The sequence below is a fragment of the uncultured Boseongicola sp. genome, from assembly GCF_937988555.1.
Lineage (GTDB): Bacteria > Pseudomonadota > Alphaproteobacteria > Rhodobacterales > Rhodobacteraceae > Boseongicola.
Map to the genome: position 1 here is coordinate 1 of NZ_CALJXO010000101.1, position 13,521 is coordinate 13,521.

Genomic DNA, 13,521 nt, shown 5'->3' on the forward strand with positions numbered 1-13,521 from the left:
CAACGAGAAGTTGCTTGCTTTGTCAGTGCAAAAGGATGGCTTTCTAAGCCAGATCAGTCACGAGTTGCGCACCCCCATGACGTCGATTCGCTCGTTCAGCGAGATTTTGATGGGGGATACGTCAATGGAGGCAGGTGATCGCCTGCGGTATAGTCGGATCATTCACGACGAGACAAAACGTCTGACGCGGCTTTTGGACGATCTTCTGGACCTGAGCGTGCTTGAGAATGGGCAAGTGACGCTGAATATGGACGAGGAGACGCTTGGCGCTGTTTTGGATCGCGCGGTGGCAGCGATGGAAGTGGCGACGGGAGCGCGTCATTTCGCGATTGAACGGTCGGGCGATGGGGAAGATGTGCTGCTGTTTACCGACAGTGATCGTCTGGCACAGGTGTTTATCAATCTGATCGCCAACGCATTGAAATATTGTGAAAACCCATCTCCGAAGTTGACGATTAAAGTGGGGCAGGCCGCAGGACAAAGGGTTGTTGATTTCGTGGACAACGGCAAGGGTATTCCAACGGATGCGCAAACCCTGATTTTTGAGAAATTTGCCCGCGTGTCGGACAATCATGCGGCAGGCGGCGCCGGTCTTGGCTTGGCGATATGTCGTGAGGTCATGACGCGTCTTGGCGGTTCGATTGTCTATCTGCCGGGGCAAGGCGGCGCGGCGTTTCGCGTCGTTGTGCCCGATGCCAAGGTTAAAGCGACCTAGGGCAACCAAACCGTAATCAAATTGCGCTAAGGTGTTCTCGAAGCTGATATGGGGAGCCTTCAAAGTGACGGAGTTGGCGCGGGTCTCGCCTTTGGAGCGCCGACTAGCACCACCGTGTCCAGTAAGGGGGGGCGTTTGAGGCGCTTTTGCGGGCGGAAGTGCTGCGGGCGGCGGATCAGCGCGCTTGCGCTGCAGGCTGATGTTCGGGCCGTGACCCAATCAACGATGGAGCAGATAAACGTTGTTGCGGCTTTAGGGCGGCACGGTCTGCCTTGTACGATGACCCGTGATGCGCGCGATGTGGGGCTTTTGGTTGTTGATATCGGTCTTTTGCCCGTTGGTTGAGCTCCTGGCGCTTGGGCAGGTGACATCGGTGCCTGCGAAGGAACGCGCACCGACGCGGACCGATGCAGTTGTGGTTAGCGATATGCTGGACAAATGGATGGCCGATGTGGCGCGGGCGGCGGACGAGGCCGGTCTGGCGCAGATGGAACCAGTCCCGTCTCACAATCATCCGTGTTCTTTGGGGCCTCGCTTGATGCCGAGGCGTCGTCCAGGGCGGTGCTTTCTGCACTGCTCACGGGGGACGAGGCACTTGGCAGGCTTGCCGATATATCGAGCAACGGCAGGAGGTAGATTTGCCGGACTTTCCCAATCTGCCGGACCTTTCCGACCTTCCGGATTTGCCGGGCCTTAACGGGCCTGTGCGGCGAATTGCTCAAGTTGCGAGGCGATGCCGGGAAAGGCGTAACCTGCGGTATCGAGCGCTTTGGCGATGTCTGCTGCGGTGTGATCGCCCTGTCCGGCGCTGGCGAAGGCCCAAAGGATGGCCGACCGCGTGCCAGAGGCGCAATAGGCGAGAACCTGGCCGTCTGTCGTCGCTATGACATGAGCTTGGGACGCGACGGCTTCGCCTGTAAGGCCACCCGGTGCGAGAGGATTGTTGTGAAACGCAAGGCCGGCCGCTTCGCAGGCGGCCTTTAGGGCTTCGGACGACAGATCGAGGGGGACCTCGTTATCGGGTCGGTTGCAGATCACAGCCTTGAAGCCCTGAGTGACAATGTCGGGCAGGTCATCGGGCACAATCTGTGGGGCGACAGACATTTTTTCGTCAAGGCGCGTATATGACATGGGCGTCTCCTTCAGGCGGTCTGGCGCCCCTGCAGAGATCGCTTCAGGGGCGGTGCGGCCACCATGCCAAGGATCATCGCAACAAGGAAGACCGCTCCGCCGGTTCCACCCCATGTGATTGATGCGATGGCGGGGCCGGGGCAAAGGCCGGCAAGCCCCCAGCCCATGCCGAACAGAACCGAGCCTAGGACCAGATTTCGCCCAAGACGGGGTTCGGGCGGGCTTGGGAACGTGCCGCCTAAAGCAGGGGCCGCGCGGCGCGCAGCGATTTGCCATGCGATCGCCATGGGGATGATTGCGCCCCCCATGACGAAGGCAAGCGTTGGGTCCCAGTCGCCAAAAATATCAAGCCAACCAATGACTTTTCGGGTGTCGGTCATGCCGGAGATCAGCAATCCGACGCCAAAAAGGCCGCCGATGAAAAACGCTGCGATTAGACGCATCAGACCCACCCCAACATGTGACGGAAGACGACGACGGTTAGGCCGCCCGCACCAATGTAAAACACGGTTGCGACGATGCCGCGCAAGGAAAGGCGCGAGATGCCGCAAACGCCATGCCCCGAGGTGCAACCGTTTGCGATGCGAGTGCCAAGGCCGACGAGAAGGCCTGCCACTGCGATCAGTGCGAAGTTTCCAGTCAGGTGCGTTTGCGCGGTGCCGGTGGCAAGGGCCACAGCGCCGGGGATGAGGACAAGGCCTGTCAAAAAGGCGAGACGCTCGGCGCCATTTTCCGGGGCGGAGCGGTCAACAAGAGTTCCAATGATTCCGGATGCGCCCATGATCCGACCATTTATCAAGAGGTAGGCCGCGGCGGCAATTCCGATCATGGCCCCGCCGATGAGGCCAAATATCCAGTCCTGTGGCATTTTATAATTCCAGTAATTAGAGTTTGTTTACAGGTACTTTGAGGAAGACGTTCCCCTTTTCATCAGCCGCGGGCATATTGCCGGCGCGCATGTTCACCTGAAGCGATGGTACTATTAGTTTTGGCATTCCAAGCGATGCATCGCGCATTTCGCGCATTTCAACGAAGTCTTCACGGGCTTTGCCGTCGCCGACGTGGACGTTTCTAGCTTTTTGCTCGCCCACAGTGGATTCCCATGCAAACTCTTCGCGTCCTGGCGCCTTGTAGTCGTGGCCAACAAAGATGCGCGTGTCTTCCGGCAAGGCGAGGATGCGCTGCACACTGTCAAAAAGGTCCGTCGCTGAACCGCCCGGAAAATCACAGCGCGCTGTGCCGAAATCGGGCATGAAAAGCGTGTCTCCGACGAAAGCGGCATCGCCAATGACATAGGTCATGCAGGCCGGTGTGTGTCCCGGCGTGTGCATAACATCGCCGCGCAGTTGGCCAATGTGGAAACTGTCGCCGTCCTTGAAAAGCGCGTCAAACTGACTGCCGTCACGCTGAAATTCGGTGCCTTCGTTGAAGAGTTTTCCGAAGGTGTCCTGAATGCTTGTGATGTTCGCGCCGATCCCGATATCGCCACCCAGTTTCTCCTGAAGATAGGGGGCTGCACTTAGGTGATCCGCGTGGACGTGGGTTTCCAGCACCCAGGCGACGGTCAGGTTTTCGGCTTTGACAAAGTCGATGATCGCGTCGGCAGACGCCGTATCCGTGCGCCCCGACGCATAGTCAAAGTCAAGCACGCTATCGATAATTGCCGCTTGCGTGCCTTCGGGATCGCGCACAACGTAGGAAATGGTGTTTGTGGCGTCGTCAAAGAACGATGTGACCAGAGGTTTCATTCCTGTCTCCTTTGCCGCATATTTTAAATCACGAGAGCAACACATATGTATTATGATATATGTTGCCGAATTGGAACCGGATTCAAGTACCATGAAGGATAATTCTGAACTTTTACAGTCAGCGATGGCGCAATCCGCCGAAGAGGCTGCCGCTTATTTGCGCACCTTGTCCAATCCGGCGCGCCTTTTGCTTTTGTGCCAGTTGGTTGAGGGGCCAAAACGCGTTGGCGAATTGGAAGAAGCTTTGGGCTTGGCGCAGGCGTATGTGTCGCAACAGCTTGCGCGGCTTCGGGCTGATGGGTTGGTGAACTCTGAGAAAGAGGGGCGAATCGTCCGCTATTCGCTTGCTGATGAGCGTGTGGTTACCTTGGTGCAGGTTCTTTACGATTTGTTCTGCGCGCAGCCGAAAGCAGGCAGCTGACAAAAAAAGACGCTCAATTACAGGGCGTTTGGTAAAGGCGTGCGCGTTTTTGACCGTCGTAAACGCATCTTGAGTCGCGTCGTGGTATGACTGTCTTATTCAGAAGAACTTCGAGCGCGAAGTCGCAACCTTATTAGGGAGGCTCTCATGAGCAAGACCACACCATACTTGAACAAGGCTGGTGCAGAGCATGGATACGACGTCGATGTGGCCGCGATTGTGGATGCAGTATTGGCTGATCCGTCGCGGGCGGAAGATGCAAAAGCGCTTTTGACGCGCAAGCTAGAGGCCCCGGACGTGGTGCGGATTGCCGTGCCAAAGACAGCCGCGAAGGTGCGTCTCATCTGCGAAGATGTCGAAGATGACATGTGGGACAACGTTCCGGTCTGACATTAGCCTAGATTGGCGTATCGCGGCGCTTGAGTTTCGCCCCACATGGCGTAGAAAACGATATGGGCCGAGCCGACGCAATTGATGATAGTGACACTTCTCGGCGGGCGGCGTCCGGCGATGTGGCCGTTATTGTCATCGACAGTCCCCCGCATGGCGCGCTGACGCCCAGCGTACGACTTTCGCTTTTCGAACAATTTAAGGCGGCGGGTGAAAATCCGTCCTGTCGCGCGGTGGTGATCGCGGGGCGCGATGGTGCTTTTGCGATGGGCACAGGGATCGACGCAGGCTCGGCTTTGGCGGATGCGCCCGAGGCACCGTCGCTTGGCGATTTGTGCGACCATATCGAAGCGATGGAAAAACCAGTTGTTGCGGCAATCACCGGGGCTGCTTTGGGTAATGGGCTTGAGTTGGCGTTGGCGGCACATGTGCGCGTGGCGCATCCAACGGCGCGTTTGGGCGCGCCAGAGATTACCATCGGGATTGTACCGGGGGCCGGGGGCACGCAGCGGTTGCCGAAAGTGATTGGCGGGCTTGCTGCGTTGAAGATGTTACTAAGTGGGCGAGCTGTGAATGGCACCTCAGCGCGTAAGCTTGGTCTGGTCGATCGACTTGAAGACGGCGATGTTTTGGCGGCGGCAATTGACGCGGCGCGAGCGCGGGCGGACAGCGATGAACCCTTGTTGCGCAGTTCTGTGCGCCGGGATCGTCTTGGCGAGGGACGGGCGTTTCTGGAAGCGGTGGCCGAGCATCGCCGCATTGCAGAAGCCTCGCCTTTGGATGCGCCGTTGCGATTGATCGAGTGCGTTGAGGCAGCACTTTTGTTGCCCTATGAGATCGGGCGCGGACTTGAGATTGCGGCGTTTGAAGATCTGGTTACATCGGATCATTCGCGCGCGCTTCGCCATGTTTTTGCAGCGGATCGGCGATTGGTTGCGGCATCTGCCGTGGTTGGCCGGACGCCGTCACGGTCGTTGGGCTCTATCGCGTTGATCGGCGGTAACGGGATTGGCAGCGAGATTGCGGTCGCTTGTCTGGACGCTGGGTTCTCAGTCACCGTGGCCGAACGCAACGACGAGGTGTTGGAAGCCGGCGTAATGCGGATCATCGAGCATTACGACGCACGCGTGGCGTCCGGTAAGATGCAGGACGAAGCGGTTGAGGCGACATTGGACCGGATGAATGCGGTATGCGGGTTTCGGACGTTGGCGGACGCGGATGTGGTTATTGATCCCGGACCGTCGGTGTCAAAAGAATTGATTTCGGAGCTGGATGCCGTGTTGAAGGCGGGCGCTGTTTTGGCGACCGGGTCTGAGCACGTCGATGTGGCGACGCTTGCGACCGCCACTCGACGGCCTTCGGAAGTGGTTGGGTTCCGTCTGTATCCGGGGATGCATCGTAACCGGATGGCTGAGATTATTCCCAGTGCCGAGTCGTCTCCGCGCGCCATTGCAACGGTGCGGGCTTTGGCGCGCAAATTGGATCGGCTGATCGTAGAAACGGGGCCGGGTCCGGTTGGGATCGGACAGCGGCTCGCCGAGGCATTGCATGCGGCGGCGGACCTATGTGCGGAAGACGGCGCTCGGATTTCTCAGGTGGATGCGGCGTTGCGGGACTGGGGCCTGCCGCTTGGATCATTCACGTGGCGCGACAGCGAAGGCTTGACGCGCACGCGGTCCCGCAATCCGGACGAGGTCGATCTGACCGCTGGGCTTGTTGAAGCGGGGCGTCATGGACGTGTGAACAGTCGCGGATTTTATGCCTATAGCCAGCAGGGGCGTAAAGGCGTTGAGGACGCGGATGTGACGGAGTTCATTGACGCGGTGCGGAATAGCAAGGGCAAACGCGCGCGGACGCTGTCGGACGGCGAGATACGTCTTCGCTGTGTTGCGGCGATGGCCGGAGCGGGCGCTCAGGCGTTGGCGGATGGTACAGCGCGCAGGCCTTCAGACATTGATATGGTGTCCATCCATGGCTTGGGCTTTGCGCGGCGCACCGGAGGTGTGATGTTTGCTGCCGATCTTATCGGTTTGGAGCAAGTACAGTCGCTTTTGACTGACATGGCTGAGCAGAGCCCACGGATTTCGCCGCCGTCTCCGATTTTCAAGGACCTGATACGGGCCGGGCAGAGCTTTGCGGCGCTTGACCGCTAGCTAAAGAAAATTCCGAGGATCACCATCATCAATCCGATGGATGACACGGCCAATGCACCAAGGTTCATTGCGACGACTTTTTGTAGACGCACTTTCATGGCCTCGTCATCAAGCCCCTCGCGACGGGCTTTCCAAGCGATCAAGATGCACCAGCCAAGACCAACGACACCGACGAGGGCGAAGAGTGCCCCGATCCAGATCAGGGATTCCATGTGACATCCTTTTGAGCAGTTTGCGCGAGCATCGCGCATAATCGACCAACAGGCATGCTGCAAGGGCTTGCTGCCGCGCGATGGCGCGGGTAGGCATCGGTTCCGTCAAAACAGCGAGGTCCAAATGGACGATCAGGTCACCGAGCAAAGCTACCGCGTCACCGCCGACGAATTGCGTCAGTTTATCGAGCGTCTCGAGCGCCTCGATTCAGAGAAAAAAGACATCGCCGATCAGCAAAAAGAAGTGATGGCCGAGGCCAAAGGCCGTGGGTATGACACGAAGGTCATGCGCAAGGTCATCGCTATGAGAAAGCGCGACAAAGAGGACCTCGCCGAAGAAGAAGCGGTTCTTGATATGTACAAGGAAGCGCTGGGGATGTGATGCGGGCGGGGTCGTCACGGCTCCAGCCAGATCACACGAGGCATGGCTTTGATGCGGCCGACCTCGTCGTCATAGGCGGCGGTGAGGTCGGCAATGGTTTCAAGTGTCCAGCCCGGCAAGTCTATTTCCTCCTCAATTTCGTCTACCATCGCATGAGTTTCCAGAAACGCCGCGATTGTCTTGCGGCGGCGGGCTTCGGTGATGTCGGGATGACTTGCAAGGAGCCTGTGAAGCCTTGTCATGCCGTCCGTGGACAGAATTTGCGCTAACATATCGTCGGCTCCGTCCAAGGTCATATAGGGGTCGTGAGTAGTGATCTCGCGGATGATTTCCGACCAGATGAAGGGCGTGTCTTCGTGCGCCCAGACGGTGAGGGTCGCCTCGGGGTTGGCTTCGACAATTTCAGCGACAACATCAGCCCAGGACAATTGACCCAGATCCAGCACATCAAGGCAGGCTGCGCGGTCCTCGTCTTTGAGGGTGCGCAAAAGGGCTGGCATAAAGGTCGCTGGATTGCGCAGGCCAAGCGCGAAGTGGACGTTGTGCGAGGGGAAGCACTGCCGCAGCCATGCTGACTTTTTGGCCTTGGGATAAAGCCCGTCTGCGCCGACGACGACTTTGTGGCGGCACAGGAAGCTGTCGTTTGACAGAATGATCCGCTCGGCAGTGTCGTCGTCGTTGATGGCTTCCAGTAGCATCGCTTCGGTGTCTTGGCTTGCAGGCTTGCCGCGCAAGGTGGTGGATACGCTGCCCAGCAATTCGCGGTAGCGCCCCGGACCCGGCACGATGATGCCGTCTGTCGCAAGACGCGCGCGGTTACGCAGGATCGAGCGGATCAAGAGGCCGTCGTCGGTGCAGTGTGCGCCCAGATGAAAGAGGATTTCCATGGGGGTTTGTGGGGCCTTGGGTTTACACGTGTCGTATAGCCGCAAACCTAGTGGTCGTCGCTGGACAGGGAAAGGCGAATTACGATAGTCCGACGTGTATGACCGACGAAAAGACTCAACTTCCCAGCATGGCTCTGAACTGGCCGTCTCCGTGGTCGTTCGGAGCAGGGTTAATTGCCGCCCTGGTTGTGATGCCGATCTTGTCGGTCTTGTGGATTGCCGCCAACCCCGTCGAGAACATCTGGCCGCATCTGATCGCGACGACCTTGCCGCGTTATCTGGGCAATACGCTCGTCGTGATGGTGTCGGTTGCGATTGCGGCGACGCTGGTCGGGACGGTGACGGCGTGGCTGGTGGTGATGTATCGTTTTCCGGGGCGGCGTTGGTTGGAATGGGCGCTTTTGATGCCGCTGGCCGTGCCGGGGTTTCTTGGGGCCTACGCCCTGGTCGATTTCCTTGATTTTTCGGGGCCGGTGCAGACGGCTTTGCGCGGTGTGTTCGGCTGGCAAAGCGCGCAGGACTACCTTTTTCCTGATATTCGCTCGCGTTCGGGGGCGATCTTTGTGTTGGCGGCGTCACTGTACCCTTATGTCTATTTGCTGGCCCGTGCGGGGTTTCGCGAACAATCTGGAGCTGCACATGATGTGGCGCGCGCCTTGGGCGCCGGCGGGTTCAAGCGGTTCTGGCGCGTTGGGTTGCCGTTGGCACGCCCCGCCATTGTTGCGGGCACGGCGATTGTGATGATGGAGACGGTGAACGACTTTGGCACAGTCGACTATTTCGGTGTGCAAACGCTGACGACGGGCGTGTTTTCGGTATGGTTAGAGGCGGGCAATGCGGGCGGTGCGGCGCAGATCGCGACGCTGATCCTTGCGTTGATTTTCGCGCTTGTGGCGATTGAGAAGATATCCCGGCGCAAGGCCAGGTTTCATCGCATGGCGCGCCAAGAGCGCGAGGCGGCCGCGACACCGCTTTTGGGGGCTTCTGGCTTATTTGCGTCGGTGATGTGTTTCGTGCCCTTCTTGGCGGGTTTTGTGTTGCCGGTGGCGGTGATGAGTTCTCATGCTATCACGCGCCCCGACCGATGGTTTGCGCCGGGCCTATTAGAGGCTTTGACCAATACTGTGCTGGTTGGCGGTGTGGCGGCAATCGTGACGGTCGCAGGCGCGATTTTCATGGTCTACGGGGTGCGGCTTTCGGGCCGTATATTGCCGCGCATGTTTTTACCGGTGACGACGATTGGCTATGCGGCGCCCGGCGCGGTTCTGGCGATTGGGCTTTTGATCCCGTTGGCGGCGCTGGACAATTTGGTTGCAGACGGCGTTTTGGCGTTGACTGGATGGGATCCGGGCTTGATCCTGACCGGCGGCACGGTTGTATTGCTTTACGCCTATTCGGTGCGGTTCTTCGCTATCGGACAGGGGGCGGCAGATGCGGCGATGGGACGTGTCGCGCCGAGCTTGCCGCTGGCTGCGCGCACCTTAGGCCACAGCGCGGGCGGGGCTTTGACACGGGTCTATATGCCGTTGATCCGAGGATCAGTTGCTGCGGCGTTGCTGTTGGTTTTTGTGGACTGCGTGAAGGAATTGCCAGCGACGTTGTTGCTGCGCCCGTTCAACTTCAACACTCTGGCCACTCGCAGCTACGAACAAGCGAGCCTTGAGCGGATCGCCGATGCTGCACCGTCGGCTTTGCTGATCATTTTTGTGTCTTTGGTGGCAGTAATATTCGTCGCACGCACGACGATGCGACAAAGGTGATCAAAGTGGCTTGCGCGAAGCTCGAGAACTTATTAGAGGAAGAAAAGTGCCCCTATAGCTCAGCTGGTAGAGCAACTGATTTGTAATCAGTAGGTCCGCGGTTCGAGTCCGTGTGGGGGCACCATTATTTTCGGGTAATATATTGAAAATAATAGGCTAACTGAATTCATATCTTAATTTATCCACCTAATTATCCCCCTTTTGCCTCGCGGTCACTTGTTTGAGGCGGGTGATAAAGTCGACATCTCCTTCGTCGCGGGTGATATATTCCCAACCCTTGGTGGTCCGCACATTCGCAGAAACCGGTGTGGAGCATAGCTCGCCACCCTCGCGCCATATCTTATTGAAAATTACGATGCTTGGCGCGCGGTCGTTTTTGATTCCCCGCTTCGCTTCGAGCCGTTCGATCCGTGTTCGAAGTGGTGTCATGTGCCGACCATTTCCAGATATGGGCTTGCTAGGACTGCGCAGAGTTTCGGCGCGTGCAAAGCATACGCTTTCTACTCCAAGTGTACCAGTTTATGGGCGTAGAAAGCACCGTCCTCCTTCACGACAAGCTCGGCGATCGCAGACGTGCGATTGGAGGACGAGCGTACATTCGTGATCTAACCCAAAATCTACTGGTCGCGAGGGCGTGCAATCCTGCGACGGCAAATGCCCGCTATAGTCAAAGCTGTCGTTGGCCCATAAGTCCCAGATCAATTCAGGAGGCCATATCCACCAAAACTTCATTCATCGAAACCTCTGGCGGTGAAGCAAAATGTCGACCGAACTCCCGCATCGTACTTTGAAATTTGGCGCTGGCTCTCAGACGCTGATAAGACTCTGTATCTCGCCAAGTAGCCAAGACCGTTAGAACGTCAGTGTCATGGTCAAAAATCATTCGCGCGCCCAACCAATCTGTTTCCGAACTTACGAGTTTGGGGTTGGTTTTTTGAAACAAATCGGAACAAATCTCACTTGTGCCGGGTTTGAGCTTAACTCTCGTCATAACAACATACATCGAAAATCCCTTCTAGAACCCTGTGGGCAATCTTAGCGGGGGTATTCATGGCTGGGAAGTATGAGCCAGGGGTAATGACGGCAGTGCGGAGAGGCTGTGTGAAAACTCGGGATTCTTCATGATTTCGCGCCGCTCGTTTTCGGGAGTTGCTAATTTGATGGTTCAGCTCGACCAGAGCACGCCCAAATCTGGCAATTTTTGGCATTTGTAAAAGCTCTCGATAGTTTTCACACAGCCTCCGGACAATGCAGCCATCATCACGTCAGATGGTGGATCAACCCCACAACGGCAACCCCGACAGCGCCGAAGCAGCAATAATGGCGTAGGCCACACCGCGGTACATGCGCTCGTATCCAGGGCGAAAAATGCGGGCACCCAAAACACTTCCAGCAAGGGTTGGAATGATGAGCGCTAACCCCAGGATGATCGCCGACGGGTCCAGTTTTCCAAACAATGCCAATGCGGGCAGGAGAACCACGTCTGTCATCAACAAAAATAAAAATGTGTTTGCCCTGATCGCTTGAGCGGAAAGTGCGCTCGCCATGTAGAGAAGGATAACTGGCGGGCCGGGAAGCCCTGCAACACCTTGAAGAAAACCGGACATCCCGCCTGTTGCAAATATCAATGGTGCCGAAAGTTGGCCACGATAGCGGAACCCCGAAATCAGGCTCGCAAGCATGAAAAGTGCGACGAAGGAAACCGTAAATCGAAAGACTTCCGGTGCAACTAGCGTCAGAGTCAGCAGCCCAAGTGGCAAGGCTAGGATGAGACCCGCCAAGAGCCGCACAAGATCACCGACGTCGCAATCTCGACTCGCTTGGCGGACCAAGGGAAGCGGCCCGATCAAATCGAATATCACGATTGTCGTTATGGCTTGAAAGGGCGACAAAACCTGCGCTGCAATTGGCAAGTACACCAACGCGGACCCAAAGCCGGAAAATCCTCTGACAAGCGCCGCCAGAAACGCGGCACTGCCCAGAAGGGCCAATTGCAAAATACCGTATGTCTCAATCAAATCCACCGCACATTGCTAGGGACTTGCCATCTCGAAGTCTACCTAGGTCAATAATGTAAGAAGTTGTCCGCAATGGGCTTATTCTGTTGAAAAACTCCAGTTTCGGGCCTGGCGGACAGATTTTTTCGCCATACAGGTCGATAAGTTTATTTTGGCAAGGGGGATCGGCCAAATCAAGCCTCCCGGGTTGCTAGGCCGGGTCGCGTCGTCTGGTTTACTATCTTAGCTGGCTTTGACAGGATTTGCGGTTTTGACGGGAATTTGGGATTTTCAGATTTTGGAGTTTTTCAACAGAATAACCTCGAAGCGGCCGTTCGCTGCGGGATGCATCAAGGTCCGCTATGGCGATATTCGGCAGGTTGCCGCTCTAAAAGGCCAGACCCTAGCGATTGACATCTGACCGACGGGCTGGCCTCAACTGCACCTAACCAAGAGCAGCCATTTGTGATCAAGGAGAACTCCATGAAGGATGACACCATCCATGACGGTGACCAAGTCTTCGAGGACTTCATCGAAAAGGAGCTGGAGGCTCTAGCTGAGCGCGCAAGACAAAAGGGTATCTGCATGGATTGCCTCACAGACCGTCTTATTGCCGAGATGGTGACCAGCCTAACTCGCGCGGGCGTTCCAGCTTCCAATATTCTCGGCGTGGTCGCTGACGGTATGGCCTTGGCAGAGGAACCTGAGCCTGAGGAAGGAAGCGATCACCGTCGAAGGGTGCATTGATTAGAATTGTTTGAGGAACAAGCAGTAAGCGCCCAATAGCCCGCAGAGTCCCTATAAAGCCCGCACAGAGTCACCGGCCATTATCGCCACCCATATAAGGCAAAGCGCCCAGCGACTCTCTCCGAGGCCCTCAGGGGGACGATGCTTGAAGTTATTTAAGAAGCCCCTTCAGATGGTCGACTATGTTAGCGAGCGGTTGTTGTCGGAACTGTCAGAGGAAACTGGCTTGAGTAGAGCAGGGCGGTTTCGTAGCCTTGCTGGATGAGAAAATCCAATCTATTTCGCTACTTCAAGACGTCGCCGGAGATCATCCGCCTCGCTGTTATGCTGTCCATTCGATTTCCGCTCTCCCTACGAAATGTCGAAGACCTGCTGCATGAGCGCGGCATCGAAATCAGCCACGAAACTGTCCGCTTTTGGTGGAACAGATTTGGCCCGATGTTTGCTGCTGAAATCCGTAGGAAACGGGCGAACCGGATGCGTGGCTATTCGAACTGGCGTTGGCATCTTGACGAGGTTTTCGTGAAGATCAACGGCGAGATGCATTACTTGTCGCGGGCGGTAGATCATGAAGGCGAGGTCCTGGAAAGTTATGTGACAAACCGGCGGGATCGCAAGGCAGCATTGAATTTTCTCAGAAAATCAATGAAGCGCTACGGCGAACCGGAAGTGATCGTGACCGATCTACTGCGGTCTTACGGCGCAGCCATGAAGGTCATCGGCAACGCAGATCACCAGGAAACTGGGCGCTGGAAAACCAATCGCGCTGAGAATTCACACTTGCCGTTTCGACGACGAGAACGAGCAATATTGCGCTTCCGACGAACGCGAACCTTGCAAAAGTTCGTCTCCGTCCACGCCTCGGTTCACAACCATTTCAATCGAGCACGCCACCTCTACTCACGGAAAAAATTCAAAGCTAACTGCGGCGCCGCTCTGGCCGAGTGGCGCGATCTCGGCGCGGCTTAAGCGACAGCT

17 protein-coding genes and 1 tRNA gene are annotated in these 13,521 nt (G+C 56.9%); 10 read left to right on the top strand and 8 right to left on the bottom strand.

Annotated elements, in window-relative coordinates; genetic code table 11:
- A partial coding sequence (locus tag Q1B15_RS05550; RefSeq protein WP_299751348.1) for a HAMP domain-containing sensor histidine kinase occupies window positions 1–715 on the top strand: 715 nt, incomplete at its 5' end.
- Window positions 716–925: 210 nt separating this feature from the next.
- Entirely contained in the window at window positions 926–1,060 is a 135-nt protein-coding gene (locus Q1B15_RS05555) for a hypothetical protein (protein ID WP_299751350.1), read from the top strand.
- Between the two features lie 348 nt (window positions 1,061–1,408).
- On the opposite strand, the gene Q1B15_RS05560 is transcribed toward Q1B15_RS05555, so the two are convergent.
- Genes Q1B15_RS05560 through Q1B15_RS05575 form a run of 4 tightly spaced genes read right to left on the bottom strand, consistent with a single transcriptional unit; the run spans window position 1,409 to window position 3,594 of the window.
- Window positions 1,409–1,846 carry a TIGR01244 family sulfur transferase gene (locus Q1B15_RS05560; protein ID WP_299751352.1) on the bottom strand — a complete coding sequence of 146 codons (438 nt, stop codon included), beginning with the start codon at window positions 1,844–1,846 and terminating at the stop codon, window positions 1,409–1,411.
- Window positions 1,847–1,857: 11 nt separating this feature from the next.
- Complete coding sequence (locus Q1B15_RS05565) at window positions 1,858–2,289, bottom strand: DUF6691 family protein (protein ID WP_299751354.1); 432 nt, start codon at window positions 2,287–2,289, stop codon at window positions 1,858–1,860.
- Window positions 2,289–2,714 carry a YeeE/YedE thiosulfate transporter family protein gene (locus tag Q1B15_RS05570; RefSeq protein WP_299751357.1) on the bottom strand — a complete coding sequence of 142 codons (426 nt, stop codon included), beginning with the start codon at window positions 2,712–2,714 and terminating at the stop codon, window positions 2,289–2,291. The genes Q1B15_RS05565 and Q1B15_RS05570 overlap by 1 nt, the downstream gene beginning before the upstream one ends.
- Window positions 2,715–2,730: 16 nt before the next feature.
- Window positions 2,731–3,594, bottom strand: a complete 864-nt coding sequence (locus tag Q1B15_RS05575; RefSeq protein WP_299751359.1) for an MBL fold metallo-hydrolase — start codon at window positions 3,592–3,594, stop codon at window positions 2,731–2,733.
- A gap of 91 nt (window positions 3,595–3,685) precedes the next feature.
- Here Q1B15_RS05575 and Q1B15_RS05580 point away from each other — a divergent pair, with 91 nt between their 5' ends.
- The 3 genes from Q1B15_RS05580 to Q1B15_RS05590 all read left to right on the top strand — a co-directional run bounded on the left by Q1B15_RS05580 (window position 3,686) and on the right by Q1B15_RS05590 (window position 6,558).
- On the top strand, window positions 3,686–4,015 hold the full coding sequence (locus tag Q1B15_RS05580) for a metalloregulator ArsR/SmtB family transcription factor (RefSeq protein WP_299751363.1): 330 nt from the start codon (window positions 3,686–3,688) through the stop codon (window positions 4,013–4,015).
- Between the two features lie 147 nt (window positions 4,016–4,162).
- Window positions 4,163–4,405, top strand: a complete 243-nt coding sequence (locus tag Q1B15_RS05585) for a hypothetical protein (protein WP_299751365.1) — start codon at window positions 4,163–4,165, stop codon at window positions 4,403–4,405.
- A gap of 62 nt (window positions 4,406–4,467) precedes the next feature.
- Window positions 4,468–6,558, top strand: a complete 2,091-nt coding sequence (locus Q1B15_RS05590) for an enoyl-CoA hydratase-related protein (RefSeq protein WP_299751368.1) — start codon at window positions 4,468–4,470, stop codon at window positions 6,556–6,558.
- Here the strand turns inward: Q1B15_RS05590 and Q1B15_RS05595 are convergent.
- The gene (locus tag Q1B15_RS05595; protein WP_299751371.1) at window positions 6,555–6,770 is read right to left on the bottom strand and encodes a hypothetical protein; all 216 of its coding nucleotides are present in this window, start codon (window positions 6,768–6,770) and stop codon (window positions 6,555–6,557) included. The genes Q1B15_RS05590 and Q1B15_RS05595 overlap by 4 nt on opposite strands.
- 124 nt (window positions 6,771–6,894) lie before the next feature.
- Here Q1B15_RS05595 and Q1B15_RS05600 point away from each other — a divergent pair, with 124 nt between their 5' ends.
- Window positions 6,895–7,152, top strand: coding sequence for a DUF2312 domain-containing protein (locus tag Q1B15_RS05600; protein ID WP_299751374.1), 258 nt, complete (start codon window positions 6,895–6,897; stop codon window positions 7,150–7,152).
- Between the two features lie 14 nt (window positions 7,153–7,166).
- Here Q1B15_RS05600 and Q1B15_RS05605 read toward each other — a convergent pair whose 3' ends face one another.
- Window positions 7,167–8,039: a hypothetical protein gene (locus Q1B15_RS05605; RefSeq protein WP_299751377.1), complete on the bottom strand. Its 873-nt coding sequence runs from the start codon at window positions 8,037–8,039 to the stop codon at window positions 7,167–7,169.
- A gap of 98 nt (window positions 8,040–8,137) precedes the next feature.
- Here Q1B15_RS05605 and Q1B15_RS05610 point away from each other — a divergent pair, with 98 nt between their 5' ends.
- Window positions 8,138–9,799, top strand: coding sequence for an iron ABC transporter permease (locus Q1B15_RS05610; protein ID WP_299751380.1), 1,662 nt, complete (start codon window positions 8,138–8,140; stop codon window positions 9,797–9,799).
- Between the two features lie 48 nt (window positions 9,800–9,847).
- A tRNA-Thr gene (locus Q1B15_RS05615) sits at window positions 9,848–9,923 on the top strand.
- Between the two features lie 579 nt (window positions 9,924–10,502).
- Here the strand turns inward: Q1B15_RS05615 and Q1B15_RS23355 are convergent.
- Together Q1B15_RS23355 and Q1B15_RS05620 are read right to left on the bottom strand one after the other, a co-directional pair.
- Window positions 10,503–10,802 carry an antibiotic biosynthesis monooxygenase gene (locus Q1B15_RS23355; RefSeq protein ID WP_366141681.1) on the bottom strand — a complete coding sequence of 100 codons (300 nt, stop codon included), beginning with the start codon at window positions 10,800–10,802 and terminating at the stop codon, window positions 10,503–10,505.
- A gap of 274 nt (window positions 10,803–11,076) precedes the next feature.
- Window positions 11,077–11,823, bottom strand: a complete 747-nt coding sequence (locus tag Q1B15_RS05620) for a sulfite exporter TauE/SafE family protein (RefSeq protein WP_299751383.1) — start codon at window positions 11,821–11,823, stop codon at window positions 11,077–11,079.
- Between the two features lie 456 nt (window positions 11,824–12,279).
- On the opposite strand from Q1B15_RS05620, the gene Q1B15_RS05625 reads away from it, so the two are divergent.
- Window positions 12,280–12,543 carry a hypothetical protein gene (locus Q1B15_RS05625; protein ID WP_299751386.1) on the top strand — a complete coding sequence of 88 codons (264 nt, stop codon included), beginning with the start codon at window positions 12,280–12,282 and terminating at the stop codon, window positions 12,541–12,543.
- Between the two features lie 261 nt (window positions 12,544–12,804).
- Window positions 12,805–13,512, top strand: a complete 708-nt coding sequence (locus Q1B15_RS05630) for an IS6 family transposase (RefSeq protein WP_299751389.1) — start codon at window positions 12,805–12,807, stop codon at window positions 13,510–13,512.
- Window positions 13,513–13,521 lie beyond the last annotated feature (9 nt).

What these genes read in the sequence shown, in the direction of transcription:
- Q1B15_RS05560 (WP_299751352.1), bottom strand. Translation starts at nt 1,846, where the DNA reads ATGTCATATACGCGCCTTGACGAAAAAATGTCTGTCGCCCCACAGATT.
- Q1B15_RS05565 (WP_299751354.1), bottom strand. Translation starts at nt 2,289, where the DNA reads ATGCGTCTAATCGCAGCGTTTTTCATCGGCGGCCTTTTTGGCGTCGGA.
- Q1B15_RS05570 (WP_299751357.1), bottom strand. Translation starts at nt 2,714, where the DNA reads ATGCCACAGGACTGGATATTTGGCCTCATCGGCGGGGCCATGATCGGA.
- Q1B15_RS05575 (WP_299751359.1), bottom strand. Translation starts at nt 3,594, where the DNA reads ATGAAACCTCTGGTCACATCGTTCTTTGACGACGCCACAAACACCATT.
- Q1B15_RS05580 (WP_299751363.1), top strand. Translation starts at nt 3,686, where the DNA reads ATGAAGGATAATTCTGAACTTTTACAGTCAGCGATGGCGCAATCCGCC.
- Q1B15_RS05585 (WP_299751365.1), top strand. Translation starts at nt 4,163, where the DNA reads ATGAGCAAGACCACACCATACTTGAACAAGGCTGGTGCAGAGCATGGA.
- Q1B15_RS05590 (WP_299751368.1), top strand. Translation starts at nt 4,468, where the DNA reads ATGGGCCGAGCCGACGCAATTGATGATAGTGACACTTCTCGGCGGGCG.
- Q1B15_RS05595 (WP_299751371.1), bottom strand. Translation starts at nt 6,770, where the DNA reads ATGGAATCCCTGATCTGGATCGGGGCACTCTTCGCCCTCGTCGGTGTC.
- Q1B15_RS05600 (WP_299751374.1), top strand. Translation starts at nt 6,895, where the DNA reads ATGGACGATCAGGTCACCGAGCAAAGCTACCGCGTCACCGCCGACGAA.
- Q1B15_RS05605 (WP_299751377.1), bottom strand. Translation starts at nt 8,039, where the DNA reads ATGGAAATCCTCTTTCATCTGGGCGCACACTGCACCGACGACGGCCTC.
- Q1B15_RS05610 (WP_299751380.1), top strand. Translation starts at nt 8,138, where the DNA reads ATGACCGACGAAAAGACTCAACTTCCCAGCATGGCTCTGAACTGGCCG.
- Q1B15_RS23355 (WP_366141681.1), bottom strand. Translation starts at nt 10,802, where the DNA reads ATGTATGTTGTTATGACGAGAGTTAAGCTCAAACCCGGCACAAGTGAG.
- Q1B15_RS05625 (WP_299751386.1), top strand. Translation starts at nt 12,280, where the DNA reads ATGAAGGATGACACCATCCATGACGGTGACCAAGTCTTCGAGGACTTC.
- Q1B15_RS05630 (WP_299751389.1), top strand. Translation starts at nt 12,805, where the DNA reads ATGAGAAAATCCAATCTATTTCGCTACTTCAAGACGTCGCCGGAGATC.